General features: G+C 61.4%; 20 protein-coding genes. 11 read left to right on the forward strand and 9 right to left on the reverse strand.

What is annotated here, in order from left to right; translation table 11 throughout:
* Positions 1–375: 375 nt before the first annotated feature.
* Positions 376–1782: an acetate metabolism transcriptional regulator RamB gene (ramB, locus tag NX84_RS02520; RefSeq protein ID WP_039673428.1), complete on the reverse strand. Its 1407-nt coding sequence runs from the start codon at positions 1780–1782 to the stop codon at positions 376–378.
* Between the two features lie 403 nt (positions 1783–2185).
* Here ramB and NX84_RS02525 point away from each other — a divergent pair, with 403 nt between their 5' ends.
* From NX84_RS02525 to NX84_RS02565, 8 genes are all read left to right on the forward strand, one after another.
* The gene (locus NX84_RS02525) at positions 2186–2941 is read left to right on the forward strand and encodes a succinate dehydrogenase cytochrome b subunit (RefSeq protein WP_039673430.1); all 756 of its coding nucleotides are present in this window, start codon (positions 2186–2188) and stop codon (positions 2939–2941) included.
* Between the two features lie 15 nt (positions 2942–2956).
* Complete coding sequence (locus NX84_RS02530; protein WP_052319632.1) at positions 2957–5020, forward strand: fumarate reductase/succinate dehydrogenase flavoprotein subunit; 2064 nt, start codon at positions 2957–2959, stop codon at positions 5018–5020.
* Positions 5020–5769, forward strand: a complete 750-nt coding sequence (locus tag NX84_RS02535) for a succinate dehydrogenase/fumarate reductase iron-sulfur subunit (protein WP_039673432.1) — start codon at positions 5020–5022, stop codon at positions 5767–5769. The genes NX84_RS02530 and NX84_RS02535 overlap by 1 nt, the downstream gene beginning before the upstream one ends.
* A gap of 47 nt (positions 5770–5816) precedes the next feature.
* Complete coding sequence (locus tag NX84_RS02540; RefSeq protein ID WP_039673433.1) at positions 5817–6188, forward strand: hypothetical protein; 372 nt, start codon at positions 5817–5819, stop codon at positions 6186–6188.
* Positions 6189–6957: 769 nt separating this feature from the next.
* Positions 6958–8292 (forward strand): DUF445 domain-containing protein, encoded by a 1335-nt coding sequence (locus NX84_RS02550; RefSeq protein ID WP_039673438.1) that lies wholly within the window; start codon positions 6958–6960, stop codon positions 8290–8292.
* Positions 8293–8307: 15 nt separating this feature from the next.
* Positions 8308–8760: a CGLAU_01105 family protein gene (locus NX84_RS02555; protein WP_039673627.1), complete on the forward strand. Its 453-nt coding sequence runs from the start codon at positions 8308–8310 to the stop codon at positions 8758–8760.
* A gap of 3 nt (positions 8761–8763) precedes the next feature.
* Complete coding sequence (locus NX84_RS02560; protein WP_039673440.1) at positions 8764–9054, forward strand: DUF2516 family protein; 291 nt, start codon at positions 8764–8766, stop codon at positions 9052–9054.
* Entirely contained in the window at positions 9054–9494 is a 441-nt protein-coding gene (locus NX84_RS02565; RefSeq protein ID WP_039673442.1) for a deoxyribose-phosphate aldolase, read from the forward strand. The genes NX84_RS02560 and NX84_RS02565 overlap by 1 nt, the downstream gene beginning before the upstream one ends.
* A gap of 12 nt (positions 9495–9506) precedes the next feature.
* Here the strand turns inward: NX84_RS02565 and NX84_RS02570 are convergent, their stop codons facing one another.
* The 3 genes from NX84_RS02570 to NX84_RS02580 are packed head-to-tail and all read right to left on the reverse strand — an operon-like array spanning position 9507 to position 11657.
* On the reverse strand, positions 9507–10307 hold the full coding sequence (locus tag NX84_RS02570; protein WP_039673445.1) for an LmeA family phospholipid-binding protein: 801 nt from the start codon (positions 10305–10307) through the stop codon (positions 9507–9509).
* Positions 10308–10330: 23 nt separating this feature from the next.
* The gene (locus NX84_RS02575; protein WP_039673447.1) at positions 10331–11140 is read right to left on the reverse strand and encodes a class I SAM-dependent methyltransferase; all 810 of its coding nucleotides are present in this window, start codon (positions 11138–11140) and stop codon (positions 10331–10333) included.
* Positions 11141–11165: 25 nt separating this feature from the next.
* A complete protein-coding gene (locus tag NX84_RS02580; protein WP_039673449.1) occupies positions 11166–11657 on the reverse strand; it encodes a DUF2505 domain-containing protein in 492 nt (163 codons plus the stop codon).
* Positions 11658–11681: 24 nt separating this feature from the next.
* Between NX84_RS02580 and NX84_RS02585 the strand changes: the two genes are divergently transcribed.
* On the forward strand, positions 11682–12809 hold the full coding sequence (locus tag NX84_RS02585) for a UDP-N-acetylmuramate dehydrogenase (RefSeq protein ID WP_039673451.1): 1128 nt from the start codon (positions 11682–11684) through the stop codon (positions 12807–12809).
* Between the two features lie 74 nt (positions 12810–12883).
* The gene (locus NX84_RS02590; protein ID WP_039673453.1) at positions 12884–13081 is read left to right on the forward strand and encodes a hypothetical protein; all 198 of its coding nucleotides are present in this window, start codon (positions 12884–12886) and stop codon (positions 13079–13081) included.
* A gap of 3 nt (positions 13082–13084) precedes the next feature.
* Here the strand turns inward: NX84_RS02590 and NX84_RS02595 are convergent, their stop codons facing one another.
* Positions 13085–13549 (reverse strand): S-ribosylhomocysteine lyase, encoded by a 465-nt coding sequence (locus NX84_RS02595; RefSeq protein WP_039673455.1) that lies wholly within the window; start codon positions 13547–13549, stop codon positions 13085–13087.
* 84 nt (positions 13550–13633) lie between these two features.
* Between NX84_RS02595 and NX84_RS02600 the strand changes: the two genes are divergently transcribed.
* A complete protein-coding gene (locus NX84_RS02600; RefSeq protein WP_039673457.1) occupies positions 13634–14788 on the forward strand; it encodes a YihY/virulence factor BrkB family protein in 1155 nt (384 codons plus the stop codon).
* A 7-nt stretch (positions 14789–14795) separates the two neighbouring features.
* On the opposite strand, the gene NX84_RS02605 is transcribed toward NX84_RS02600, so the two are convergent.
* The 4 genes from NX84_RS02605 to NX84_RS02620 form a co-directional block, all read right to left on the reverse strand.
* Positions 14796–15596 carry a hypothetical protein gene (locus NX84_RS02605; RefSeq protein ID WP_039673460.1) on the reverse strand — a complete coding sequence of 267 codons (801 nt, stop codon included), beginning with the start codon at positions 15594–15596 and terminating at the stop codon, positions 14796–14798.
* 58 nt (positions 15597–15654) lie between these two features.
* On the reverse strand, positions 15655–16095 hold the full coding sequence (locus NX84_RS02610) for a hypothetical protein (protein WP_039673462.1): 441 nt from the start codon (positions 16093–16095) through the stop codon (positions 15655–15657).
* A gap of 6 nt (positions 16096–16101) precedes the next feature.
* A complete protein-coding gene (locus tag NX84_RS02615) occupies positions 16102–17130 on the reverse strand; it encodes a DUF308 domain-containing protein (RefSeq protein WP_039673464.1) in 1029 nt (342 codons plus the stop codon).
* 101 nt (positions 17131–17231) lie between these two features.
* Positions 17232–26123: a type I polyketide synthase gene (locus NX84_RS02620; protein ID WP_039673467.1), complete on the reverse strand. Its 8892-nt coding sequence runs from the start codon at positions 26121–26123 to the stop codon at positions 17232–17234.
* Between the last annotated feature and the right edge of the window lie 338 nt (positions 26124–26461).

The raw sequence follows: 26461 nt of genomic DNA on the forward strand, positions 1-26461 counted from the left end.
ACGGTGATGACGAGTCCGTAAAGCTGCTTGAACAAGCTGTTTCCAACGCTGCTCATAATAAAAATCCTTTCTGGAAGTGTTTAACGGTTCGCAGACCACTATAGACGCTTTACGGTGTCAAGATCGGCGAGGTTTTACTGTGAAAAGCTTTAAAAACATGTGATCTAGCTGAAATGGGACGAATAGTGATAACGATGTGTGCAGGTCACGCGGATAAGTTGTAGGGATCGCCTGCCGTTCAGTGTGCGCCATCCAAAAACGGTCAGGTGGAGAGTCCTCCCCAGCCCTTTTTATTCTTCCTGGTTTACGGTGTAAAGTATGACCATTTTAATTCGGGGTTGGCGCATGGGGATATGCGGAATTACCGCTTCCTAGCTAATAGGGGGCAACAGCGGAACGGTGAGCGTCGATAACCAGATCCTTATTGATTGCCGGGAAGGCGCGCTGGGCACAATTCTGTCGGGGGCAGGTGCGGCAGCCGGCGCCAATCGGGGTGGCAGCGGATAGATCCTCGAGATTGAGCCCCTCGGCATAGACGGTGCGATCGGCATGACGGGCTTCGCAGCCCAGGCCAATGGCAAACAGCTTGTTGGTATCGCCAAAGCGGCCTTGCGGGTAACTCACCGTCCGGGAAATCCATAGATAGTTACGGCCATCCGGCATCTGTGCCAGCTGACGGGAAATGGTGTTGGGGCGCGAGAAAGACTCATAGACGTTCCACAGGGGGCACGTGCCGCCGGAGTTGGAAAAGTGTACGCCCGTGGCGGACTGCCGCTTGGACATGTTGCCTGCGCGGTCCACTCGCACGAAGGTAAACGGAATTCCACGCTCGTTGGGGCGCTGGAGAGTAGAGAGGCGTGAGGCAACAGTTTCGTAACCCACGCCGAATACATTGCACAGGTACTCCACGTCGTAGCCGGACTGCTCCGCTTCAGTATGGATAAGGCCATATGGCAATAGTGTTGCGGCGGCGAAGTAGTTGGCGATACCGCGCTTGGCTAGGTTGATTGAAGCATCTGAAGTAAACGGTTCTTCATCTACGAGGCTGTCAATGAGAGAACTGGCTTCGAGAAAGCCAAGCTCGGCGGCCATGCGGAAAGCGCGTTGGCCCACACTAAGGCGACTAGCCAGACGGAATGTGCCGGTTTCGCTATCGAAGCGGTGCAGGGTGCCATCCATGCGGTCAGTAGTGATGATCTCTACGCCGTGCTGGGAGGCGAGCCTATCCCCGAGAGCCTTCTCAATATCGCGAATGTGGAAAGGCGCTACGCCAAGCTCGCTGGCCACACCTTCGGCATGGATGTCCAGCTCGTCCAGGTAATTCTGACGGGCGTAGAAGAAGTCACGCACTTCGTCGTGAGGCATTGACAGGGCTTGGCTGCCATCTGAGCGGCGTGAATCTGTTGCGAGCGAGAGCTTGTCACGGATATTGCGGTAGCGCCGGTGGATATCGACGAGCGTGCGAGCAACAGTGGGGTGGTTGTACACCAGCTCGGAGAGTTCCTGAAGTTCGACGGGGGAGGGGCAAATCTCCTGATCTTGAACGACATCCTGAATCTCTGCGAGTAGCCGCGAGTCATCATCACGAGAGAAGAAGGTGGCGTCGACGCCAAATACTTCAGTGATGCGGAGAAGAACCGGCACGGTAAGGGGGCGTACATCGTGCTCGATCTGGTTTACATAGCTTGCGGAAAGCCCCAGCGTAGCGGCGAGGGAGGCTTGGCTGAGATCGCGTTCGCGGCGCAGCTGGCGAAGGCGTGAACCTACGTATGTCTTACTCATGTGAGCTAGGTTACCTATTGCCTTTCAGTCATAACAATAGTTTTGCAAATAATGTGTGAAGTATTTTAACTCCGCTGCGAAGCGGGGGTATTCACGGGGAGTAAGAGCTTTAGTGCAGGTATGCATCTCATGCGAAAGTTTGACACCTAAAGGGGTGAGTTCGTCACTCACATCACACGCTGTGAGCAAAGTCTCACGGGCGAAATATTTACGCAATGGCAATATTGCGTAAAAGGGAGTGATCAAGGTAAAGCGGCATAACCACATGCGTAACTTAGGTGATCCATACCTCAAGTATTTTCTGCGGGTGGAGCGAGTGTGGGTAGGCGGCGCCATCTGGCGGGGATTTAACTAGTGGCCAGCGCGAAGTCCTGCGTAAGGTAAGGACGACTATGGAGGTGTCATGTCTGTAAAAAATCCTGACCGTGAAGCCCTCGCTCACGGCCGCATTACTAATGAAACGATTCGTCCTAAGCCGGGAATTCCGTCCTGGGCTTTGAAACTGACGATGGCTATTACCGGCCTGTTCTTTGCCCTCTTCGTAGTGGGCCACATGGCTGGAAACCTGAAGCTGTACCTGCCGGCTCATGACGGCGAGGAAGCTCTCGATGCCTACGGTGCATTCCTGCGCAGTATGGGTGATCCGCTTATTCCGAGCGGCCACCTTCTGTGGATTATCCGCATCGTGCTGCTGGCCTGCGTTATCGCCCACATCTACGGCGCCTTCGCCCTGACGGCTCGCTCCAAGGCAGCTCGTGGCAAGTTCAAGCGCACCAACCTCATGGGTGGCCTGGACTCCTTCGCCACCAAGACCATGCTGGTTACTGGCGTTGTGCTGCTTCTCTTCATCGTCTTCCACATCCTGGATCTGACTATGGGTGTGCAGCCGGTGGCCCCGGAGGCTTTCGTCCACGGCGCGGTCAAGGCCAACATGATTGCTACCTTCTCGCGCTGGCCGGTGACCATCATCTATGTCGTTGCTATGCTCTGCCTCTTCCTGCACCTCACCCACGGTATTCGCCTTGCTGCGTCTGACCTGGGCATCACTGGCGCTAAGTGGCGCGAGGTCTTTGTCATCCTGGCGTACGTCGTTCCGGCCGTTGTGTGCCTGGCGAACATCGTTATGCCGTTGTCCGTCGCCCTGGGCTGGGTCAGCTAAAGGAGTTTTGAACCCATGACTAACGCGAATCCCGTGTCTGCCGCGAACGCAAACGAGAATGCGAACGCGAACACTGATCTGAAGCGCGAGCACCCTAACTTCTCGCACCCGCAGTCCGTCGTCCCGGGCGTCAAGCCGGGCCGCATCCTGGAGTCCCACGAGCCGCACGGCGTCCCGATGAAGGACATGTGGAGCTACCAAAAGGACCACATGGAGCTCGTCTCCCCGCTGAACCGCCGCAAGTTCGAAATCATCGTTGTGGGTACCGGCCTGGCTGCTGGTTCCGCTGCGGCTGCGCTGGGCGAGCTGGGCTACAAGGTAAAGGTCTTCACCTACCACGATTCCCCACGTCGTGCGCACTCCATTGCTGCGCAGGGTGGTGTGAACTCGTCCCGCCACAAGAAGGTGGATAACGACTCCGCTTACCGCCACACCAAGGACACCGTGAAGGGCGGCGACTACCGCTGCCGTGAGTCCGACTGCTGGCGCTTGGCCACCGAGTCCATCCGCGTCATCGACCACATGAACGCCATCGGCGCTCCGTTCGCTCGCGAGTACGGCGGCACCCTGGCTACCCGTTCCTTCGGTGGTGTTCAGGTCTCCCGTACCTACTACACCCGTGGCCAAACAGGCCAGCAGCTGCAGCTGTCCACCACTTCTGCGCTCTACCGCCAGATTGGTCTGGGCAACGTGGAGCTTTTTGCTCACCACGACCTGCAGGACATCATTACCTACAACGACGGCGGCAAGAAGCGTGCCGGCGGTATCGTGACCCGCAACCTCATTACTGGCGAGCTCAAGGCCTTCACCGGCCACGCAGTTATCCTCGGTACCGGTGGTTACGGCAACGTGTACCACATGTCCACGCTGGCCAAGAACTCCAACGCTGGCGCCATGATGCGCGCCTACGAGAACGGTGCATACCTGGCCTCCCCGGCGTTCATCCAGTTCCACCCGACTGGCCTGCCGGTCAACTCCGAGTGGCAGTCCAAAACCATCCTCATGTCCGAGTCCCTGCGTAACGACGGCCGTATCTGGTCTCCGATTAAGGAGAAGGATGACCGTCCGGCTAATGAGATTCCGGAAGAGGAGCGCGACTACTTCCTGGAGCGCCGCTACCCGGCCTTCGGTAACCTCGTCCCGCGTGACGTGGCATCCCGTGCTATCTCCCAGCAGATCAACAAGGGCCTGGGTGTTGGGCCGCTGCACAACTCGGTGTACCTGGACTTCCGCGACGCTATTGAGCGTTTGGGCAAGGACAAGATTCGTGAGCGCTACTCCAACCTCATCGAAATGTACGAAGAGGCCATTGGTGAGTCTGCGTACGAGACGCCGATGCGTATTGCTCCGACCTGCCACTTCACCATGGGTGGTCTGTGGACCGACTTCAACGAGATGACCACCATCGACGGCCTCTTCGCCGCCGGTGAGTGTTCCTGGACCTACCACGGCGCCAACCGTCTGGGTGCTAACTCGCTGCTGTCTGCTTCCGTCGACGGCTGGTTCACCCTGCCGTTCACCATCCCGAACTACCTGGCTGACCACCTCGGTGAGGAGAAGCTGGCCGAGGACTCCGCGGAAGCAGCAGAGACTGTCGCTCGTGCACAGGCTCGCATTGAGCGTCTCACGACGGTCAGTGGTGACAACCCGCATGGTCCGGCTTACTACCACCGCCAGCTCGGTGACATCCTGTACTGGGGATGCGGCGTTTCCCGCAACGTCGAGGACCTCAAGGTCGCCATCGAGAAGATCCGCGCTCTGCGCGAGGACTTCTGGGCCAACGTCCGTATCCCGGGTGACGTTAACGACATGAACCAGGTCCTCGAGTACGGCCTTCGTGTGGCTGACTACATCGACCTGGGTGAGCTCATGTGTGTTGACGCCCTCGACCGCGATGAGTCCTGTGGTGCTCACTACCGCGAGGACCACCTCACCGAGGATGGCGAGGCTGAACGTGACGACGAGAACTGGTGCTTCGTTTCCGCATGGGAGCCGGGCGCTGCTGAGGGCGAGTTCATCCGCCACGCTGAGCCGCTGTACTTTGATTCGATCCCGCTGATGACAAGGAACTACAAGTAATGAAACTGACACTTGAGATCTGGCGTCAAGCCGGACCGACGCAAGAAGGTAAGTTCGAGACCGTACAGGTTGACGACGCCGCCGAGCAGATGTCCGTCCTGGAGCTGCTCGACCACGTCAATGAAGGCCTCATTGAGGCTGGCAAGGAGCCGTTCGCATTCGCATCTGACTGCCGTGAGGGCATCTGTGGTACCTGTGGCCTTCTGGTCAATGGTCGCCCGCACGGCCCGGGCCAGAACACCCCGGCCTGCCAGCAGCGCATGTTCCAATTCAAGGATGGCGACACCATCAAGCTGGAGCCTTTCCGCTCCGCTGCCTACCCGGTAATCAAGGACATGATCGTGGACCGCTCCAAGCTGGACCACGTCATGGAGCAGGGCGGCTACGTGTCCATGGATGCGGGTACCGCTCCGGACGCTGACACCCTGCACATCAACCACGAGACCTCTGAGTACGCGCTGGATCACGCTGCCTGCATCGGCTGTGGTGCCTGCGTGGCATCCTGCCCGAACGGTGCTGCCCACCTGTTTACCGGCGCCAAGCTGGTTCACCTCTCCCTCATGCCGCTGGGCAAGGAAGAGCGTGGCCGCCGTGCACGCAACATGGTGGACGATCTGGAGCAGAACTTCGGCCACTGCTCGCTCTACGGTGAGTGTGCCGACGTGTGCCCGGCTGGCGTCCCGCTGACCGCTGTGTCCGCAGTTACCCGCGAACGTGCACGGGCTGCTTTCCGCGGCAAGGACGACTAAGCTATAGTCATTCACAGGATTAACAGGAACGAGAGAAAGTTTCAGCCATGAGCGACCTCAACCCGGCAGTAGCTGATCACCACAGCGAGACCTACCCGGAGTTCTCCGGTAAGATTCAGGACTCCTACATCGAGGGTTACGACCCCGTGTCCTACGGTGCACCGCACTCTTCTCTGCTGCGTACCTCCACGTGGGTAGGCATGGGCCTGATTCTCTCGCTCCTGCCGGCAGCTGGCATCCTCATCTGGGGCCTCGGCACCTGGCAGTACCCGCAGGGCATCGCCGGCGCTGACTACCAGATCAACATCATCGTGGGTGCTATCTCCCTCGTCGTCATCGCAGTCCTCGCAGTTGGCGCCGTCCACTTCGGTCGCCGCTACTACCGCGAGTACCGCAAGGAAACCGGCCGCATCAACTAGGCACCTCCTAGGACGTTGAGCGCCTAAGTTTCTGTACTGCCGCCACAACCCCCACCTCCACACAAACACATGGGAGACCATGTGAGGAGGTGGGGGTTGCTGGCGTTTCGGGCTAGGTGTGCGGGAGGGGATTTACAAAGAAGAAGGCAGGGAGCTGGGCGCTTGGCGACGTCAAAAGTTGCAATAAGCTTCGATCGATCACACCGTGCTGTTAACCGTACGCACTAAAGAGAAGTATCTTCGTGCTGCTTCCTCTTATCATTTTTGGATCCTACTAATGCAACCATGAAAAGAATGGCAGATGCCGCCACCTGGGTTCCCGTTACCCATAGAAAATTCGTTAGGTTGATAACACCGAACGCGAGGAACCCTGCTGCAACTACTACGATTCCGAGGGGAATTAGGGATCGAGACATTGGGACGTGCATTTTATTTGCTCCTACACTGGCCCCGGCAAGCTTTGTGGTTGATCTTGAACAGGCATAACATTCTCTTTATGGGCTTTGCATTGAAGTCTATTGGCCCTTTCCGCGCACGTCAAGGGATAAGAAGAAATGTACAAAAGTCGGCATCGCTTATTTCTAGAATGATTTCGAAAATGTGTACCGAGCAAGATCAACGCGTACTTCGCGACTTGTTGTATGGCAGGCTAGATGATTTAACTTCCCTAATTCAGTGCGCCCTTATTACCCACTAATGTTGACCAATGGAATCGAAGCTAGCCTTCGCCCCATTCCTCTTTACTGCTAAGACCCCAAGGAGACCACCCATGACGCACCGCGCAGACGCCGGGCTTGAGCCGGCGCAGGAAACGTCGGCGTCGCAGACGTCGTTTGTGCCGCAGCCAGGAAACCAGGAGGCGCGCCGGGCGGACCTGCGCCGCTGGAAGGCGATTGCGCTGTCCTTCCTAATTGGTGCGGCGGTGATCTTTTTGGGGTGCTCGTGGTGGCAGGCGTCGGCAAGCGGGGCTCCCGTCTGGGTGGGGTACGTGCGCGCGGCGGCGGAGGCCGGCATGGTCGGTGGACTGGCGGACTGGTTTGCCGTGACCGCGCTGTTCCGCCGGCCGATGGGCCTACCCATCCCGCACACCGCGCTCATCCCCAACAATAAAGACCGCGTGGGTGATGCGCTCAAGGACTTCGTGGAGGAGAACTTCCTCACCGCGGACGCGCTCAGCGCCAAGGTGCGGGAGGCAGAGATACCGCTGTGGCTGGCGCGCCAGGGCGTGGAGCCCGGCAAGGCCGAAGAGGTTTCCGCATGGATTGGGCAACGTGCGGCCAGTGTCGTATCGGATTTGGATGCGGCGGAGGCGGAGCACTTCATTAAGACCCAAGTGATGGACCGTCTGGCAGAACCCGAGTGGGGCCCGCCGCTGGGTAGGCTGCTGGAAGGCTACATTGCGGACGGCAAGGCGCGGCCGCTGGAGGATGACCTCATCGAGTGGGCACACGGCAAGATTCTTGGCATGGAGTCCACAGTGGTCACGGCCATTGATGAGCGCATGCCCGGCTGGGCGCCGCGCTTTGCCCGCGAGATGGTGGGGGAGAAGGTCTATGCCGAGCTCGTGGAGTTCGCTGATGAGGTCCGCCGCAACGGCAACCACGAAGCCCGCCTAGCCATTCGCCGCAATCTGTCTAAGCTGGCTTCGGACCTGCAGTGGGATGAGGACATGCGCGCACGCGTGGAAGGCATTAAGCAGGAGATGCTGGCCTCCGAGCAGGCGCAAAAGGCACCGGCGGCGATGTGGGCGACGGTCTCCTCCACGCTCATTGAGCAACTCACCGACCCGGAGTCCTTCCTGCGCCAGAAGATCACCGCCAAGGTGAAGGAGTTGGCGCACCGCCTGTTGGAGGATTCCGAGTTCCTGGCCCAAGCCAACGAGCTTGTGGACAAGGCCGCGCGCTATGCCGTGGAGAAATTTGCGCCGGAGATTATCGCGATTATTCCGGAAACCATCAAGCGCTGGGACGCAGAAGAGGCCTCCCAGAATATTGAGCTCATGGTGGGCAAGGACCTGCAGTTCATCCGCCTCAACGGCACGGTTGTGGGTGCACTAGCCGGACTGGTTATCTACACTGTTAATCACCTGCTTTTTGGTATCTAACAAGGAGTTATGACCATGTCCGTATTTGACTCAATCAAGAACGCCGGCAGCTCTGCTTTTGATGTGGCCAAAGACTTCGGCGGCCGCTTTAAGGAAGAACGCCAGCGCCAAGCACAAAGTGCGCAGGCAGACCGTATTGCCCGCGCGGCTGATGCCTCAGGCATGGGTGATGGCACTGCGAAGGAAGAATCTTTTATTGACCGCGTAACCTCCACTGCGAAGGACTTGGGCGAATCGGTCTCCTCCGCCGCACGGGAGACCCGTAAGTCGGAGTCTTTTGAAAAAGCCCGTGAGGATTTCAACACCGCCTTCAACGAGACCCGTGACGGCGTGCAGGGAGCCATCAACAACGCCAAGGATCAGCGCGCTGAGCGCCCTGGGACGCAGGAGCCGCAGGGCCCGCGTAATCCGTACGCCCCGAAGCAGAACGACAACATTATTGACGGCGAAATCGTCGACGAGAACTAATTAATGCACACTTTTCTTGACATCATTGCGTGGATACCGCACTACATTTTCATGGCGGTGTCCCTCTTTGCCCTCATCGGTGCCGTCTTGGCGGCCTTGACGCGGGAGGATGCCTTCCGCGCCGGTGACCGCCAGAACAAGTGGGTATGGGTAGCCCTTTTGGGAGGATCGGCGCTGCTCATGAACTTGCCGTTGCCCTTTGTTAGCTGGATTGGCGCGATCATCACCGGCGTGTACTGGTTCGATGTGCGCCCACAGCTTAAGGCCATCATCAACGGCGATTACTCCTACTAATGCGCAGCCTTCTTCAGGCCTCCTTTGAGGAGGTACGTGCACAGTCGCCCGGCCAGCGCGTGGTTGTCTCGCCGCATCATGTCATGGCGGCCGCGGAGGCCGAGCACATCATTTCAGTTGCCGGCTATCCCAGTGGGCGCCATCACTCCTTGGTCAAGGCCGCAGAGGCGCGGTTGGCCGTGCAATCAGGTGCCGCGGAGGTGTGGGTTGCGGTGGATGCACTGCTTGGTGATACCACCGCGCTCCTCTCCGAGCTCGTCACCCTCCGCGAGGCTTGCCCGCTGCCGGTGCGCCTAGGCCTGATTCTTCCCGCGGATCCAGCCCTGTCCTTTAAGGACCTTGCGCGAACCGCTGAGCAGGCGGGGTATCAGTGCCTCGTCGTGTCAGACGACGACACCTTGCCGGAACTCGACACCCAGCTGCCCATCGAGCGCTTCTGATTCGGGCTTGGGCTAGTTGGCCGGCTCAGGCGCTGGTGCCGGTGCCGTGGCGGCATCGAGCTCGCTCATCGGCACGTCGTGTCCAATCATCGTGAGAGTGACCTCGCCAGCGCCAACGTCGACGGATTCGAAGGTCAGCTGCTGGCCGGCGAGCTGTTCTTCCATGCCTTCTGCCAGGGCATTGGAGATAGCGTCCGTGGCTTGTTCAGGGAGATCGAAGCCGAAAAGCGATGCATTTTCTGCATTGATGGCAAGCTTGCCATCGCGGACCTCCGGCTTAAGTGCGAGCGTGGCCAAGCCGCCGGCGAATTCGACGTTGAGGTCATCCTCGGCGTCGTTGGCGGTGATGGCGGTGACGACGAGGTTACCCAGGGTGTCATAGCCGGACTGGTCTGCAATGGCCTTCTGGAAGCTTGCGAGCAGGAATTGATCCGGCACCGTGGTCGAAGCACGCAGCGTGCCCGCCACCGGTTCCTTGGACAGAGTCATGTCTTCGACGTGGACATCGGCCGCCGGCTGGCCAGTGATGGTGGTGCCTTCAATCTTCAACGTGGACGGGGTCTTCATGTCCATCTGCGGGATCTTGCCGTTGAGCATGCCGAAGACCATGGGGCTAGCGCCAAAGCTCACCTCCGGTTCTTCCGTGGCCTCCACGCCCTGCTCCTTGGCGGATTGCACGAACTGGTCTTTCATCTGGGTGCCCAGGAACCAGCGCAGGCCGAGCTCTGTCACCAAGATGATGAGCAGGAGTGCCACGAGCACGCCGATGAAGATTTTCCAGGCCGTTGCGGCGGGAGATTTAGAAGAAGCCATGACTACTAGTGTGGCGCACTGGCTTAAAGTCCGCCAACTACAACGTCCCAATCTACTGTGAGCACGTTATCCCGCAGGCGGCGATGGACCGGGTGGAGAGGAATGGTGCCCTGGAGCTGCTCGCGAGCCATGCGCCAGCGAACTCGTGGGCCGTAGGGAGCCCAGCCAGCGGCGCGATCCCAGGCGTCATCAGCCGCCTGCAAAAGCTCATGGATCGGCTCGCCGGGCACATTCTTGTGGATGAGGATTTTGGGCAGGCGCTCCGCGATATCGCTGGGGCGCTCCACGTCGAAAGGATCCCAGGCGAGGGTCAGGGAGCGCGGGCCGGAGACGTCGAGAAGCACCCAGGCAGCCCTGCGCCCCAACTCATCGCAGGTTCCCTCCACGAAGAAGCCACCAGGTGCTAGGCGCGAGGTCACTGTGTCCCAGGCTTTTTCCACCTGGTCCACGTCATACTGGCGCAGCACATTGAAGGCGCGCACGAGTTGCGGGCGGTAGCCAGCTAGCTCGAAGCCGCCGAGCTCGAAGGTCACGCCATCGCGCGGCGGCAGCACGCGTTCCGGGGAAATCTCGAGTCCCGTGACACGTGTGCGGGGGTTCACGCTGCGCAGCCAGCCAGCCCACTCCACCGTGGTGGTATGTGAGGCACCGTAGCCCACGTCGAGCGCCAGCGGCTTACTCGTGGAGCGCAGCAGGGAAGAAATCTCCGGGTGCGCCACCATCCAGCGGTCACAGCGGCGCAGACGATTGGGGTTGGTGGTACCCCGGGTAACCACGCCAAAAGGCCGACCAGCGCTTTCCTGTGCTCGCAGGTTATGCGCGTGATCGGCCATGACAGTAACGGAGGGTGTTACACGTTTAGAGGTTGTTGGAGATCCACTCTTCGGTGAGCTTGCCCTCGTTGGTGTAGAGCTCCTGCAGAGCCTCAGCGACCTTCGGCTCGATGGCAGCGCCCATCATCGGGATGTTGACGGAGACCTCAGAGACGTAATCCAGAGCGGTGGACTCGCCCTGACCCTTGTAGGTGATGTCGCCCTTGAAGTCGACCGGGGTGCCCTTGACGTCAGCGGTGAAAGACACAGACATCTGATCATCGACAACCTCGCCGATGGTTACGGTGCGCTTTTCCTTCAGATCCTGGGAGACCATAGCGCGGACAGCTTCCGGCAGGAGGGACGTCGGCAGGATTTCAAAGAGCACGGCGGTGTTGCCGGTGAACTCGTGCACGGTACCCGGTTCCGGGGACAGCTTGGCCACGATGAAGTCCCAGTACTCCTGAGTGGTCAGTGCCTTGTGCACCTTATCGATGGGCTGGTTGATGATAACGGTGTTTTCGCTACGGGTTGACATGAGTTACAGACTACCTTGGTAGACGTGCTAGATAAATTCATGACTCTCGCTGAACTAGACGGTGTCACTCTCGATTCCGAGACCACCTTCGCCGATCTCACCACCCTGCGCATTGGCGGCGCCCCGCTGGTGACGGTGCGGTGTGCCAGCGCTGAGGCGGCGATTGCGGCCTTGGCCGCGCTTGACGACGCCTCCCAGGACTACCTCGTTGTCGGCGGCGGCTCCAACCTCGTCGTTGCGGAAGGTCAGCTCGACGTCGTGGTGGTCATCCTCGACTTTGAGGACATCGATGCCTCCGTGGCGGATGGAATTGTCCGTGCCGATGCCGGCGCGGTGTGGGATGACGTCGTGGCCCTATCCGTCGAGTGTGGCCTGGGCGGTATTGAGTGTCTCTCCGGCATCCCGGGCAATGCCGGCGCCGTGCCGGTGCAGAACGTGGGCGCATACGGCGCTGAGACCTCCGATGTCCTCACGCAGGTCTACCTTTATGAGCGCGCTACCCGCACCGCATCGTGGGTGCCCGCCGCGGACTTGGAGCTGGCCTATCGCTACTCCAACCTCAAGTTCACCGGACGCGGCGTGGTGCTGGCTATCGAGCTCCAGTTGACTACCGACGGCCTATCGAAGCCCCTGCGCTTTGGCCAGCTCACCCAGAACCCCGGTGAGCGCCGTCCCGTCGCCGAAGTCCGCGAAGAGGTACTGAAGCTGCGCCGCAGCAAGGGCATGGTGCTCGACCCAGGAGACCACGACACCTGGTCAGCCGGCTCCTTCTTCACCAACCCCATCGTGGAGCCCCAACTTGCCGATTCCATCCAAGCCTCCGTCCGCACCGCCCGCGGCGACGAGGATGCGGACCGCATGCCGCGCCACGTGGTGGGTGGGACCACCACGTCGGGAGAAGGAGGAGAAAGAAAAGAAAAGCTTTCCGCTGCCTGGCTCATCGAACGCGCCGGCTTTGCCAAGGGCTACCCAGGTGCCGAGACCGGTGCGAAGGCAACGCTATCCACCAAGCACACCCTGGCCCTGACCAACCGCGGTGAGGCCACCGCAGATGACATTGTCGCCCTTGCGCGTGAGATCCGCGCCGGGGTTAAGAAAGCCTTCGGAGTAACGCTGGAGCCGGAACCCATCTGGCTTGGGGTAGAAATATAAGTACGAAATATTTAAAATAGCGTTGAATTGCTAACTCGCCGCCGCAAACACTAGGCGCCCGGAAAGGACCTCGCATGTACATCCCCAAAGACGTACTCCTTGCCATCCTCCTCTTTGTTTCGGCCCTTCTCAGTGCGGTGGCGATCCTGTTAGTCCCAGGCCTGTTTGCGGAGTTCAGCGCAGCGCGCTGCACTTTGATGGCGAGTGTCTTGGGGCTCGGCGTCGCAGGGCTGTTCTTCGCCCGTACCCAGATCCGACGCCTTGAGCACTAGCGCTTAGGCCATGACGGTGAGCCACTCATCCTTCGCCGCGAGGAAATCGCGCGCAGCCTCCTGAGCGCCCTCGAGGGAGTGGTGAGCGCCCCAGCCGCACTGCACCTCGTTGGCGGCGGGAACCTCGGTGGCGTTAAGGACGTCATTGAGTGCGCCTTCGACGGCGCGGAGCAGCTCATCCTGCTCCATGCCATTGGTGATGGCATAGAAACCGGTACGGCAGCCCATCGGGGCAAAGCCAATGAGCTTGTCGGTGTAGTTGCGCATGAAGTTGGCCATCATATGCTCCACCGAGTGAAGAGCCTCGGTGCCAAGATGCGCCTTGTTGGGCTGGCAGAAGCGCAGGTCATACTTGATAATCTCCACCCCGCCGCCCAGGTCGGTGCGGTCGGCAACGCGGATATAGGGGGCGTCGACAAGCCGGTGGTCGAGCTCGAAGGACTTCACATTGATCTTGTTCTCAGTCATGCCTCCCCAGTGTAACCACGTCTCTGCCTGTGCCCCGAGTGTCCTTCCCCTGAATGCGGGCTGTGCCGCATACGCTGGACAGATATGAGCGACGAGGAGATCGGCAGCAACGCCATTCCGGTCGAGAGACCAGAGACCATCGTGCCGTGGAAGAGCTCGAGCATCCTCGAGGTTGAGGGGCACGATGATGCCCGCGATCCTTTTGCCAAAGGCAACCGCCTACGCCGGGAGAGCTGGGGACTAGTTGTGCGTCGCACGTGGAATGACTTCTTCCACGATGCCTTCATGGACCGCGCCGCCGGAATGACGTACTTCACGCTCATGGCCTTTGCACCCACGGTGCTGGCGGCCTACTCCATCGCCACTCTTATCTTTTCCTCCCGCAGGGAGGAAGTGGAGCAGTTGACATCGCAGTTCATTGAACAGTACATTCCTAGCTCCTTCTCGGAGGAGGCGAATGTTGTCGTCAGCGCGATTATTGGTTCGAGCGCCCAAGGTACTTTCGCCTTGATTGTGTCTTTGGCTATCTCCCTGTTTTCAGCTTCGGCGTATGTGCGGGCTTTCGCGCGCACAGCGAATACCGTGTACGGGCGCGTGGAAGGCCGCGGCATCATTCGCACGTGGTCGCTGATGTGGGGGCTGACCGCCATCATTGTCATTGGCGCGGTCATCGTGCTCTTTGCCAACTTGCTGCGAGATACCGTCATTAGTGAGGCCATCTACCCTTTAGCCCGCCAGGTCGGCCTTGAAGATGCCGCTACCTACCTGGTGCAGGCCTTCCTCCCCGTGTGGAATTGGCTGCGTTTCCCCGTCACGGTGGTCGTGGTCCTCACGCTGATTGCGGTGCTCTATCACTTCAGCCCTAATGTGCGGCCGAGTCGTTTTCGCTGGATCACCTACGGTTCCGTGGTAGCACTCGTGGGCACCGTTGGGGTCTGGGGCTTGTTCGGCCTCTACATCACGTATCTTGCCGCAGCCAGTGCTTATGGTGCGTTGAGTACCATCCTGGCTCTTTTCATGGCCATTTGGTTGATGAACACTGCCCTCATTGTGGGCATCAAGATTGATGCCGAGGTGCTGCGTGCAAAGGAGCTGCAACTAGGGATGCACTCGGAACGCTTCATCCAAGCCCCGCCACGCTCAGATGCGTCCTCACGCGCCCAGGCCCGCGCGCAGAAACGCCTTGAGTACAAGGCGCGGGAGATTTCCGATAGCGCGCGGCAGGAACAGCCCGAGTAGTCGAGCGCTACTTCAGCGAGTAGTAGATAGAGCTTTTCGTGGTGGGATCAGAGACCACGATGTTGCCGCTCTCGGCATTCTTAGAGGGGGCACTAAAAATGAGTGTCTTACTTCGGGTCTTTGCCTGCGAAAGGGGGTTATACAGCTCGTTGTCGGAGTTGACTGATGACCCATCTAATTTTCGGTTCTTCAAAGCCCAATGGTCGCTATAGCTAAGCAGTGGCACATTGAGGTAGTCGGGATTATCGCTTAAGTACGTGATGGTGACGTCGACCGAGATATACTCTCGTCCTTTTCTGGGCCGGGGAAGTAGGGGATGGGCGGCAACGAGAGAGTCGGAGTTATTGACCACAAGATTGCTCACTGTCAGCTGCCATTCTGGGCTAGACAGCATGGTGTTCAGCGGCAACGGGTCACTTCTCGAGCCTTCGTCGCCATCGAGAATGTAGTGCTCGCCGTCAGTATTCGGAGTCAGTTGAAAGGTGCTCGTAGGGCTCGGTGCAGCGGGAACTTCCTGGGCAGTAACCGGAGTGGCGTCCGTGGACTCTGGAAGCACGACAAAGGCGGCGGCAGCCACGACGCTTCCAATGACGCTGACGGCGATGGCGACAACACCAACCGGGGTGGATTGCCGGGCAGATAAGGTCGCGGCAAGCCCCGTGGCCCCAGCCGCAGCGAGCATGACCCAGCCAGCGATGTACACAACGGGAAGGCACGCCAGCAGCGTGCCCACCAGAGCGAGCACCACAGCAATTAGACCGAGGCGGTCCTTCTTGGGCTGGGATTCCTTTTCAGAGGCATCGGTCATGTGAGGAACTCTTTCAGATGTGGAGAAGTTTCGTGCGCGAAGAAAGGTGCCTAACTGACTATGTGTGCTCGACCTGTTCCGTCGCGTAGCTTGTGAACGTGTCTTCCCACGAGGACCCTTCGTCAAACATGACAAACAGTCCGATGGACAGTGCAATCTTAATGATGAAACCGAGGACTGCTCCCACCGTTGCGGTGCACAGCGCGATGATGGGCCAAAGGTTCCTCTGGTCTTTCATGAACAAACCAATAAATCCCAAGATGACGGCAGTGCAGAGCACAGCCCCGTCCACGAGGAAGGTGAAGGGCAGGCAGGTGAGCACGAATCCGAGCAGCGCCGTGATGAAGGCGATGAGCCCCAGAACATTGGATTGCGGCTGCGGCGGCTGGGGCGGCTGCTGCGGGGCGCCGTAGTAGTTCTGCTGGCCATACGGCCCATTCTGTGGAGGCGGGGTATGTGAAGGCTGGAAACCGGAGGTGCCATAAGGAGGTTGCGTCATGGTGTCCTATTTCAATGCGAGGCGGAAGGGAATCTCAGTGCCAGGCGCGATAATCCCGAAGGTACCGTCTTCAGCGCCGTTCTCAGGCACGCTGACAGCAACTCTGCCGGTGCGCTTCTCCTGCGGCTGGAAAGGCGTGTCCACGTCCATAAACCCGTTGACGTCCCACTTGATGGGCTGCCCGTTCTCCTCCTCGCCAGGGTCGAAGTAGAGGAACGCCATCTGAGAGCTAGCGTCAGTCTCATTGCCGGTGTACGTCAGCGTCAAGTCAAAAACTAAGTACTTTCGACCATCTTCTGGCTTCTCATAGGACGGGTCCGCCGCCATGACCTCGTCAGTGCCGTCAAAGTTGAGGTTGGCTACGTCCACTGCCCACTCAGGTCCGTTCAACGTGGTGTTGAGTGGTAGGGGGTTTGAGCGCGAACCAGGGGTGCCGTCCTCAAGGATCTGGTTGCCGTTTTCGTCGGGAACGCTGTTGAAGTACTCCGTCGAGATGGGGGTAGGGGAGCTTGTGCTTTCCGACGTCTCCTCCTCGCCCGACGGCTGCACCGTCGTCCCCACGACGGAGCTCCCTGCATTTGGAGTTTGTGTCGTATCCGGCAGTGAATTGAGGAACTTTGCGGTGATGAAAAAGAGAAAGACTATCGAGGCAATGAAGCTACCCACCACGGAGATGAGCAGCGCGGCCACACCCCAGAACTTGGATTGGTTGTTGAGGAACAGTGCGACGATGGCAGTAATGAACCCCGCGACGAGCATGATCCAGCCCACGACGTAGATGCCGGGAACGCAGGCGATAATGGTGCCCAAGACAGCGAACACCGTGGCGATGATTCCGACGACGGAGCTTTTCTTTGGCGGTTCTGGCTGGGGTGGCGGTGCCCCATATCCGCCGCCCGGGTTGCCGTAGGGAGCCCCAGGCGGCGGGAAGGACTGGTGGGCGTAGGGATTGTGCTGCGGGGCGCCGTGCTGCGGGGCTCCCTGCGGCCTGGGGCCCGGCGGCGGGTTGTGCGGCGGATACGGCGGTTGAGTCATCACGAGGCTCTTTCGGGGGTGGTGGGAGAGGTGAGTGGAACCTCATAATAACCGCAGCATAACCGCCGCGCGTGGGAACAAGGGGTAGGTGGGGAGTGCTCCTAGTTCTCTGGGTAGGTGCCGTCCTCGCTGAGGCGCGCGGAGTCGTCGAGAAGCATCGCGATTTCCGCAGCCTTGGCGTTGTGAGCCGGCAGGCGGCGGCCTTCGATGACCTCAAACAGCGGGGCACGACCCAGCATGCCAGCCTCAAAATGGGCGCGGCCGGCGCGCAGGCGGCTCTCGGCACGCTCGCGCCACGAGGCGGCGGCATCCGCCCCACGCTGCTGGGCCACTGCCTGCTCGAACACGCCTGGGTGGGCGTAGACAATGAGCGCGCTGACGTGGCCGAAGCCGAGCGAGGTCAGTGCCGCTGCCTTCACATTGTGGCCTGCCGCAGCAAGGTCGAGCGGGGAGCGCAGCCACACCAGGTTTGGTGCCTTCGGGGCGATGAGCGGGTCAACGCAGTCAAGGGACACGTTCGCCGGGATGCGGTGCGTGCGGAAGACATCGATGATGCCACCCGTCTGGAAAAGCGCAGCACCCGCCTTGGAGTGGCCGGTGAGAGTCTTTTGGGAAATGACGAACATCGGCTGGTCCTTATCGCGGCCAATCGCCGGCCACAGCAGGGAGTGCAGCTCCGACTCGTTGGGGTCATTGGCGTTGGTGGAAGTGTCGTGCTTGGACAAGACTCTGACATCGTTGGGTGTCAGGCCCAGCCCGCGCAGCGAGCGCGCCAGGCGGGAGTTTTCCCGGCCGCGGCCAGCACCCAGCGCACCCAGGCCCGGGGCCGGGATGGAGGTGTGGGCGCCGTCGCCATAGGAGGCCGCGTGCGCGACCACCGCGAGCACCGGCAGTCCTAAGTCGGCTGCTAGTGAGGCACGAACGAGCAGGACCGTGCCGCCGCCTTCGCCTTCGAGGAAGCCGCCGCGACGGCGGTCGTTGGCGCGGGAGATGAAACGATCATCGATGCCCTTGGCGGTCATTGTCGCGGTCTCCGCGGTGGCGTTCATATCGCCGAAGCCCTGGAGGGATTCCACCTGGACATCGTCGATACCGCCGGCCACGACCACATCAGCCTTGCCCAGCGCAATCTTGTCCACGGCCTCCTCAATGGATACCGCTGCGGTAGCGCAGGCGCCGATGGGATGAATCATGGAACCATAGCCGCCCACCAGGGACTGCATGGTATGCGCCGCGATGACGTTGGGCAGGGCCTCCTGCAGGATGTCCGATGGGCGCTCCTCACCGAGGAAGCGGGAAACGAAGACCTTGTGCAGGGATTCCATGCCGCCGATACCGGTGCCCTGCGTGGTGGCCACCTGGCCTGGGTGAATGGAGCGCAGCAGCTCCGCAGGGGAGAAGCCGGCCTGGGTGAAAGCATCCACCGCCGTGACCAGGTTCCACACCGCCATGCGGTCGAGGGAATCGAGCATGTGCTCCGGAATGCCCCACTTGGCGGCGTCGAAGTCATCCGGCATCTGAGCAGCGACGGTGCGGGTCAGCGTGGCCTTGCGCGGAACCTTGACCGTGGCGCCCTTTCGGCGGGTGACCTGCCATTCGTCGTCTACCTCTACGATGCTGACGAACTCCGGATCCGCTTCCTGGATATCGCGAGCAGTGGCTTCCGAATCCACGGTGAAGGTGACGTCGCGGTCGAGGAAGACGGTGGTCAGGTCGATGGAGCCACGATCGGTGAGATGGTACTTATCCGTGAGCGTGCGGATGCCACAGCGCGCGACGACTTCATCGCGGAAGCGCTCGAAGATCTCCTCTTCGGCGATCTCTTCGTCGTCGTTCACGACGAACCAGCCTGGGTGCGGGTCCTCGCGCCATTCCACTAGCCCGGTCATCCAGGCCAACTCCAGCACGCCGGCAGCGGTGAGCTCCGCAGAACCGTCGCGCTGCAGGCCGTACTCGGCCTCGAAGCGCGTGCGGCCCGAACCCCACGAGGAGACTTCGCCGATGCCGGCGATGACCACCATGTCCTCCAGATCCGTGGTGACCTGGCCAACTTTTTCCTCCAGCCCAGGCTGTACTGCCTGCACCTGGTTGGGCAGCGCGGTGATGGTGGCGGGGGCGTCCTTCTTCTCCTGCGCAACGTCGCCGACAGGTTCCACATCGGCAGCAAGCTCCTTGAGGGAGAAGCCCTCCAGGCCGCCGGTGAGGTCCTTCTCCACCGGGGCATATGCTGCCTGCTCGCGGACATCCGTGCTGGCCAGGTCCATGAGCTCGGAAGAAATCTCCTCCGGGCTCCATACCTTGATGCCGGCCTTCTCGGCGGCAGGCACCAGCGCGTCATTGCCACCCATGAGGTGCGTGCCGGCCACCCAGCCAATCTTGGCTTGCGCCAGGGTAACTCCCTGCGGCCAGCCGGCTTCGACCTTCCACTTGTTGAGGATGGCATCGAGTGCTGCCTTGACCTCGCCGTAGGCGCCGTCGCCGCCGAAGGTGCCGCGATTGGGCGAGCCCGGCAGGACAACATGGCAGCGCTTGTCGACGTCCCCCTGACTCAACCTCGCCAGCCCCGCAATGGTGCGCTCGACGGACCACAGCAGTAGCCGGGCCTGGGCCTCGGTGCTGCCGGAGGCATCCGCCAGCGAGCCGGACACACTCGGCGCGGCGAAGGGGAAGGCCAGCGACGGGGTCAGCGCAGGTTTGAGGATCTTGACCTCGTTGCCCACGGACTCACGCTGCTCAGTACCGATCCAGTCGATGAGCGCATCGATATCGCGGAAGCTGGACAGGTTCGCCGGGACCAACCAGAGAGCGGAACTGGCAGCGCCGTGCTCGGCATACAGCGTGCGCGCGAACTCCTTGCGGGCCTGGCTGACACGGGACGCCGTCATGATGACCGTGGCACCGCCCTCCAGCAGGCGCTCCACCAGCGCGGTGGCGATGGAACCGGGGGCAGCACCCGTGACTAGGGCGACCTCGCCATTGAACGCGCCGGGTGTGGTGTCCACGGCAGCCTTCGCGATGTCTTCTCGCTTCCACCAGCGAGCCTGACGTGCCAGGCCCTCGCCGGTACCGCGGAAGCTCTCAACTGAATACTCGGCCTGGCCTAGAGCGACGCGGGCAAGGCGCTCGCGGGCGATGGCCCAGGAGTCGTCGAAAAGCACGGCCTTCGTCGAGTCAAACGACGGAGCTACGGACTTGAGCCACCCAGAACCGAGTTCTGCCTCGACGGCATCGATGACGGTGGTATCAGGCGCTTCGATGAGCTCCGGCTCGGAGTCCAGGCCCAGCTGGGAGAGCACCTGACGGGCTGCGGTGGCCAGCACGCCGTTTTCACCGGTAACGGTCTCGGCGAAAGCATCCAATGCCGCGGAATCCACCACCGCACCGCCGCCGGCGCCACCTGCGGCAGCGCCCTTACTTACGCTAGCGCCGTGAGCAGCGGCGACGGCCTGGACGGCGGTGTCGATAAGCTCGTGTGCTGCGGATTTGGAGGTGGCACTCGCCGGAACCGTGCTTAGCGAACCACCACGCACCGAGTCTTCCTCGCGGGAGCCGAGCAGGATCTCCGCCTCGACGTGGGCAATCCAGGATTCGGGCAGACCCCAGGTTCCGGTGACGTACTCAGCCACGGCGGTGGGCTTGAGGCCCGCTGCACCAAAGAGCTGGCGCAGGCGCGCGCCGACGGCCTCACCGAGCACCGGTCCGAAGGCAACATAGCCCGGTGCCGCAGTGGAAACCTTCTCGCGCAGCGTGGCCACATCGGCATCAGCGGCACCATCGATAGCGGGCACGCCCAGTTCCGCCGACATGTCCATGAGCAGCTGGTTGCGGCGCGAGGATACGCCGTTGGTGAGCTCCTCCACGGTATCGGAGTCCATGATCTGGTCCACGCGGATTTTGTTCTGGAAGGCGAAGAGCACCATGATGGCCTCCGCCGCGCCGAAGCGCAGTTCGGGGGCGTCGCTGGGCACAGCTGCAGGAGCTGGTGCAGTTGGTGCAGCCGGAGCCGGAACGTCGTCTGCCTGCGGTGCTTCCTCGGCGACGGATTCCGCAACGGGTTCTGGGGCGGGGGCCTCGAAGACGTCGGCAAGCATGACCTGCTCCTGGTCGCGCTCCACGTTGAGCACGCGGATGGTGCCCTCCGGGATGCCGGCAACCTTAAGCGAACGCTCAGCCAGATTGGTGAGCGTCGGCGAGGAGGCCAAGCCGACCTCAATGATCTGCTCGACCTGAGCAAAGAGGAATTCCTGGGTCTCAATCCAACGCACGGGCGAAGCGAACTGCCAGGACAGCAGCTCAATGAGCAGCAGGCGGGCCAGTTCGTTGTCGTCCACGTCCGCAACGTTGAGGCCATCCAGCTTTCCGGACGGCGCCAGCGGTGCCACGGCATCGACGAAATCCTGGGTGAGCTCGAAGGGGCGGGCCACCAGATTCGGGATGTAGCGGCCCACCAGAGCATCGAGGTCCAGCTGTGCCGGAAGCAGCTCGTCGAGCTTCTCTGCAAAGGCCGGCACGCCTTCGCGCAACACGCGGGAGTGGAAAGGCACGTCGATGCCCGGGACCATGACGGCCGCGCGCGGGGCGATGGCATTGGCCTTGTCTACCAGGGCCTTGAGCGCCTTCTTTGTGCCGGCGATGGAGTATTGCTGGCCGCGGATGTTGTAGTTGACAATCTCCAAGAACTCGCCGGTGGCCTCGGCGACCTCAGCCACCCAGGCGTCGACGTTGTCGGCATCAATACCCGCCATGTTCGGGCGCAGTGCGGCCATGGCGTACTCGGAGTTGCCCTCCGCATCGCGCGGTACCAGGCTGCCCATGGCGGAGCCGCGGGAATAGACGATGTCAATAACACCCTCAAGGTCGAAGATATTCGCCAGCGAGGCAAGGGCGGTGTATTCGCCCAGGGAATGGCCGGCGAAGTATGACGTCGGTGCCAGGGCGTCCTCGGCGCGCAGGCGCTCAGTTTGGGCATAAGCCACCACGGCCAGGGCTACTTGCGTGAACTGGGTCAGATGCAGCACGCCCTGCGGGTGACGGAAGGTGGTGCCGCGCACGGAGAGTTCCGTGGGGTTCTCATCGATGATCTTCTGGATGCTAAAGCCCAGGTTCGCGCGGGTATGCGCATCGGCGCGGCGCCAAGCCTCGCGCGCTGCCGGGGAAGCCTGGCGGTCGCCCTTGCCCATGCCCACTGCCTGGATACCTTGGCCGGGGTAGACATAAGCCGTCCTTGGTGCGGCGAGCAGGGCTTGGCCGCGGGAGACTACGTCGCCGTCGATGCGGCAGGTGACTTCGAGGGCCTGGTGGATGCCCTTGCGGCCGACGCGCTCGACGGTGATCTCGATGTCATCACCCAGCTGCACCATGCCATACATGGAATAGGTCCAGCCCACCACGCGGCCGTGGCGCCCGGCCACTTGCTGCGCTGCAGCGGAGAGCCACATGCCGTGCACGAGAGGTGCTTCCAGGTTGACGAGCTGGGCTGCGTTATACGAGGTATGAATCGGGTTATAGTCACCAGAGACCAGCGCGAATGGAGTCATATCCTGCGGGGCGGTGACGGTGGCGCGGTCGATAAAGGAGCGTGGCGTCGGCACCACCTTGGTGGCGGACTTGCCGCCGCCCCACTCGGGCGCGGGGCTTGGTGCGGCAGTGCCGGTAGCGCGGCCGCGGATGGCAAAGCGGTGCATCTGCGTGGCCACGACGTCCCCAGAGGCGTGGTCCTTGAGCTCCAGCTCCACCGTCACGATGCGCCCGGAAGCAGATTCCTCCACGGCAGTGCAGGAGGAGGTGACGTTGATCTGGCGGCCGTCGGCAAGCTGCTCTAGCGGCACCCGCACATCGATGACGTGGTCTAGGTGCACCGCGTTGAGCAGGCCCTCGATGACCGGGTAGCCATCTTCGAGGCGGCCGGAGCCGAGCGCTGCATAGATGGCCGGCCAGCAGGGGCCAACAAGCACGTCCGGGGTACCGGCCTTCTCTGCCGAAGCATTGCCGCAGGTCACCGCGCTGTGTGCGGAGAGCAGCGAGGCGGGGAAGTGGAAGGAGTAGCCAGACTCCACCGTCGGCATCTCCGTGATTTCATCGCCCTGCTCGGCCGTGGAGCTGACACCGGCTAGGCCCTCCAGCAGGGTGAAGACGGAGTTGGGCAGGCGCTCCTCGGAGACTACCGGGGAGCTGCCCGTGGCTACGTCCTCCGGCAGGTCCACGGGAACGGTGACCTCGCGGACGTAGAAAGGGCGCTGCTCCTCCGGCAGGTCATCCCAGTAAGAATCCGCGGTGATGACGATCTCCCAGTTGCCGTCCGCATCCTGGCGCAGGTCGAAGGCATTCTCATCCATCTCATGTGCCGGGTTCGCCATCAGGTGGCCATGCCACAGCAGGGTAGGAGCGGTGCGCAGGAACGCGGCCTCATCGGCAGCGGAGTTCAGACGCGAGAAGGCCTTGTGCGGTGTCGAACCCTGCTCCAGCAGCGTATCCGTGGTGGCCTGCTCGAAGCGGGCAAGCAGGTCTGCCACCGGCTCGTTCTTCGTGGTAATACCTGCCACGGCCACTGGACCCGGGATGATGCGCACTTGGTCGGCGGTGTAGCGCTCATCCTGGGCCTGCCACAGGGTATCTTTGCCAAACCAGGACTTCAGGTCACCATCGATGGCAGGTACCCACGGCATGGGCTTGACGTGCTTGTAGTGCAGCGAAATCCACCAGGCGGCATCGCGCGCGGAGACCTCCGTAGTGCGCGCGGCGGGGTATTCAGCCAGCAGCTTTGCGACGGCCTGCGGTGCATCGTGCACAGCTTCCACAGTGGGGAAGAGGGTTTCAATCTGGCCGTGGTCGGCCGGGTTCAGGCGGGCCTCAACACGGTGGAGGAGATCGATGAAACGGTCATCCCAGCTCGGATCCACAAAGGGATGAGCCAGCTCCACAAAACGCTCGAGCCAATCGGCGTAGGTCATGGACTCTACGTCGCCGAAGTAGGGCTTACAGGTCTTGGCTAGAGCACCGATGATCTCCTGGCGGTGTGCCGGGTACTCCTCGATACTGAGGGAGGTAATCAGGCGCGAGGCCGCAGCGAAGGAATTGTCCAGGTCGTGGATGTCTGCCAGCAGGTGGGACTGCGATGACGCCACGCCGTGCGCGCCGCGGCCACGGCCTACCCATCCGCCGTTGTCCTCTGGGCCGATACCCGGAGTGTTGACCAGTAGTTCCTTGACGGAGTCGGTAGCTTTGGCCTCCTTGGTGGCCATGGCGACGGTGCCGAGGAAGACGGCGTCGACAGGCATAGCAGGCAGTCCATGCGCTTGTGCCCACGCGCCGGTGAGGTACTCCGTGGCGCGCTCTGGTGTGGCGATGCCGCCGCCCACGGCGAGGTAGACATTGCTGTGAGCGCGGATCTCAGCGTAGGTCTCCAGCAGCATGTCATCGAGGTTTACCCACGAGTGGTGGCCGCCGGCATGCCCGTCCTCGATCTGCACGATGATCTGATCCTCCGGGTAGGCAGCGGCGATGGCCAGCACGTCCCGGATTTGCTTGGCGGTGCCGGGCTTGAAGGAGATGTAGGGGAAGCCATCCTCATGGAGTCGGGCGAGGAGCTCGCCGGCTTCTTCCACCTCGGGGATACCGGCGGAGATGCACACACCATTGAAAGGCGCACCGGCCGCACGGGCCTTGGGCACGATGCGCGCCTGACCAAACTGCAGGTTCCACAGAAAGCGATCGAAGAACATGGTGTTGAACTGGGCGGTTCGGCCCGGGTGCAAGTGCTTTTCCATGACCGCGAGGTGGGCACGGAAGACCTCTTCGGAGTACATACCGCCGCCGGCCATCTCCGTCCAGTGTCCGGCGTTTGCCGCCGCGGCCACGATCTCACCGTCAGCGGAGGTCGGAGTCATGCCGCCCAGCATGACGGGGGAGAGGCCCGTGAGATCCGAAAAGCGCGTCTGCGTAACGGTGCGCCCGCCGGGAAGCTCAAGGATGCGTGGTGCAAAGTCGGCGTAGTTCAGTGCAGTGGACAGTTCGGTGCCGGGCGTGGTGAGAGAGTCGATGGCCTGCGGGGAAGCTGCCTCCACGACGACAACCCCGGTGCCCTCCACCGCGCGGCGCGTGATAGAAGTCAGAGCGCGGTCGAGAACGATGAGATGAGTAGCGTCCAGAGCATCTAGCGTCTGCGGCCAATTGTGCTCAGCCACGAGGATGGCCTCTGCGTGCTGGCGAGCGGCATGTTCATCCAAGCCGCACTTCTGAGCCAACGCCACGGTGCGCTCAGCGGCCATAGCGAGCACCGGGTTATGGAAAGGCAGAGCTACGGGCAGCTCGTCGAAACGCGCTTCGAGCTCATCACCGCCGATAGTGCGCTCCTCTAGAGCGGCATTGTGCTGCGCAGCGGCGCCTTCAATTGCCGCGCGCGTTGCCGCAAGGTCTTCTGGACTTCCGGATAACACGAGGTGGCGCCGCCCATTCACCACAGCGATGTCTGCTGTGCCGTGCAGGCGCTCGACAATGAAGTCGCGCTCGAGACCTCGCACTGACAGCATCTGCGAGCGGGGATCAGTACCGTTGACCGCCGTCGCGGCCGTGCCCATGAGAAGGGCTAGGGCTAGGGCTTCCGCTGGCTTATCGACGGCCATCTCTCCCAAACTTCCCTGCGAATGACCCGCGGTCACGTCGAGTGAGACGCCCAGGTCACGAAGTTGCTCGATGGCCGCAATCTGTCCCAGCACGATGCCCGGGATGGAGACGGCTGGGAGTACATCGCCTGGCTCGCGTTCTGCTTCTCCACCGATGAGTTGCTCCAAGCGTTCCACCGCACCGGGGCACGTGGAGGCTACCGAGCGGGCTGCCGGAGCAATGAGCATGCGCGCCTGGGCAAGTACTTCCTGCAGGCGCTGGGCAGTGGCTGGGGTGTGCGTGGCGACGGCGATGAAGCTTTGCCATTCAGAGCCCTGACCCGCGAAAAGGACGGCTGGGCGGGGCATAGAATGCAGCGGAGTTACAGGCATTTTTCCTCTTTGTGCTGGTCGGGGATAAGTCTCTGACTAGGTGCCAAGCAATAGTTTGCCGAACATAACTAATCATGATGACGCCACCGTAGTCGAAGCCTGTTGGAAAAAGGGCCTCCCGCGCGCAAAATGTGAGGTTTTTCTCACGTTTGATTCGTGGGTGGGGGTAGTCTTGCGCTTCTCGACGAGCGAAGGTGCCCAACCTTTTGTATTCTTGGCGGCACTGCAGCAGCTCGGGGGAGGGTGATGTGTGTGGGGACCTCACGACCAGCTCGCTCAGTAAGTACGTAACACACAAAATTTAGGGGGGACAATGTCTCAAACCGCATCTCGCAATT

This window comes from Corynebacterium minutissimum, from assembly GCF_000805675.1.
Taxonomy (GTDB): Bacteria; Actinomycetota; Actinomycetes; order Mycobacteriales; family Mycobacteriaceae; genus Corynebacterium; species Corynebacterium minutissimum.

Excerpts from the sequence above, each read along its gene's own strand:
- ramB (WP_039673428.1), bottom strand. The coding sequence starts at position 1,782 with ATGAGTAAGACATACGTAGGTTCACGCCTTCGCCAGCTGCGCCGCGAA.
- NX84_RS02525 (WP_039673430.1), top strand. The coding sequence starts at position 2,186 with ATGTCTGTAAAAAATCCTGACCGTGAAGCCCTCGCTCACGGCCGCATT.
- NX84_RS02530 (WP_052319632.1), top strand. The coding sequence starts at position 2,957 with ATGACTAACGCGAATCCCGTGTCTGCCGCGAACGCAAACGAGAATGCG.
- NX84_RS02535 (WP_039673432.1), top strand. The coding sequence starts at position 5,020 with ATGAAACTGACACTTGAGATCTGGCGTCAAGCCGGACCGACGCAAGAA.
- NX84_RS02540 (WP_039673433.1), top strand. The coding sequence starts at position 5,817 with ATGAGCGACCTCAACCCGGCAGTAGCTGATCACCACAGCGAGACCTAC.
- NX84_RS02550 (WP_039673438.1), top strand. The coding sequence starts at position 6,958 with ATGACGCACCGCGCAGACGCCGGGCTTGAGCCGGCGCAGGAAACGTCG.
- NX84_RS02555 (WP_039673627.1), top strand. The coding sequence starts at position 8,308 with ATGTCCGTATTTGACTCAATCAAGAACGCCGGCAGCTCTGCTTTTGAT.
- NX84_RS02560 (WP_039673440.1), top strand. The coding sequence starts at position 8,764 with ATGCACACTTTTCTTGACATCATTGCGTGGATACCGCACTACATTTTC.
- NX84_RS02565 (WP_039673442.1), top strand. The coding sequence starts at position 9,054 with ATGCGCAGCCTTCTTCAGGCCTCCTTTGAGGAGGTACGTGCACAGTCG.
- NX84_RS02570 (WP_039673445.1), bottom strand. The coding sequence starts at position 10,307 with ATGGCTTCTTCTAAATCTCCCGCCGCAACGGCCTGGAAAATCTTCATC.
- NX84_RS02575 (WP_039673447.1), bottom strand. The coding sequence starts at position 11,140 with ATGGCCGATCACGCGCATAACCTGCGAGCACAGGAAAGCGCTGGTCGG.
- NX84_RS02580 (WP_039673449.1), bottom strand. The coding sequence starts at position 11,657 with ATGTCAACCCGTAGCGAAAACACCGTTATCATCAACCAGCCCATCGAT.
- NX84_RS02590 (WP_039673453.1), top strand. The coding sequence starts at position 12,884 with ATGTACATCCCCAAAGACGTACTCCTTGCCATCCTCCTCTTTGTTTCG.
- NX84_RS02595 (WP_039673455.1), bottom strand. The coding sequence starts at position 13,549 with ATGACTGAGAACAAGATCAATGTGAAGTCCTTCGAGCTCGACCACCGG.
- NX84_RS02600 (WP_039673457.1), top strand. The coding sequence starts at position 13,634 with ATGAGCGACGAGGAGATCGGCAGCAACGCCATTCCGGTCGAGAGACCA.
- NX84_RS02605 (WP_039673460.1), bottom strand. The coding sequence starts at position 15,596 with ATGACCGATGCCTCTGAAAAGGAATCCCAGCCCAAGAAGGACCGCCTC.
- NX84_RS02610 (WP_039673462.1), bottom strand. The coding sequence starts at position 16,095 with ATGACGCAACCTCCTTATGGCACCTCCGGTTTCCAGCCTTCACATACC.
- NX84_RS02615 (WP_039673464.1), bottom strand. The coding sequence starts at position 17,130 with ATGACTCAACCGCCGTATCCGCCGCACAACCCGCCGCCGGGCCCCAGG.
- NX84_RS02620 (WP_039673467.1), bottom strand. The coding sequence starts at position 26,123 with ATGCCTGTAACTCCGCTGCATTCTATGCCCCGCCCAGCCGTCCTTTTC.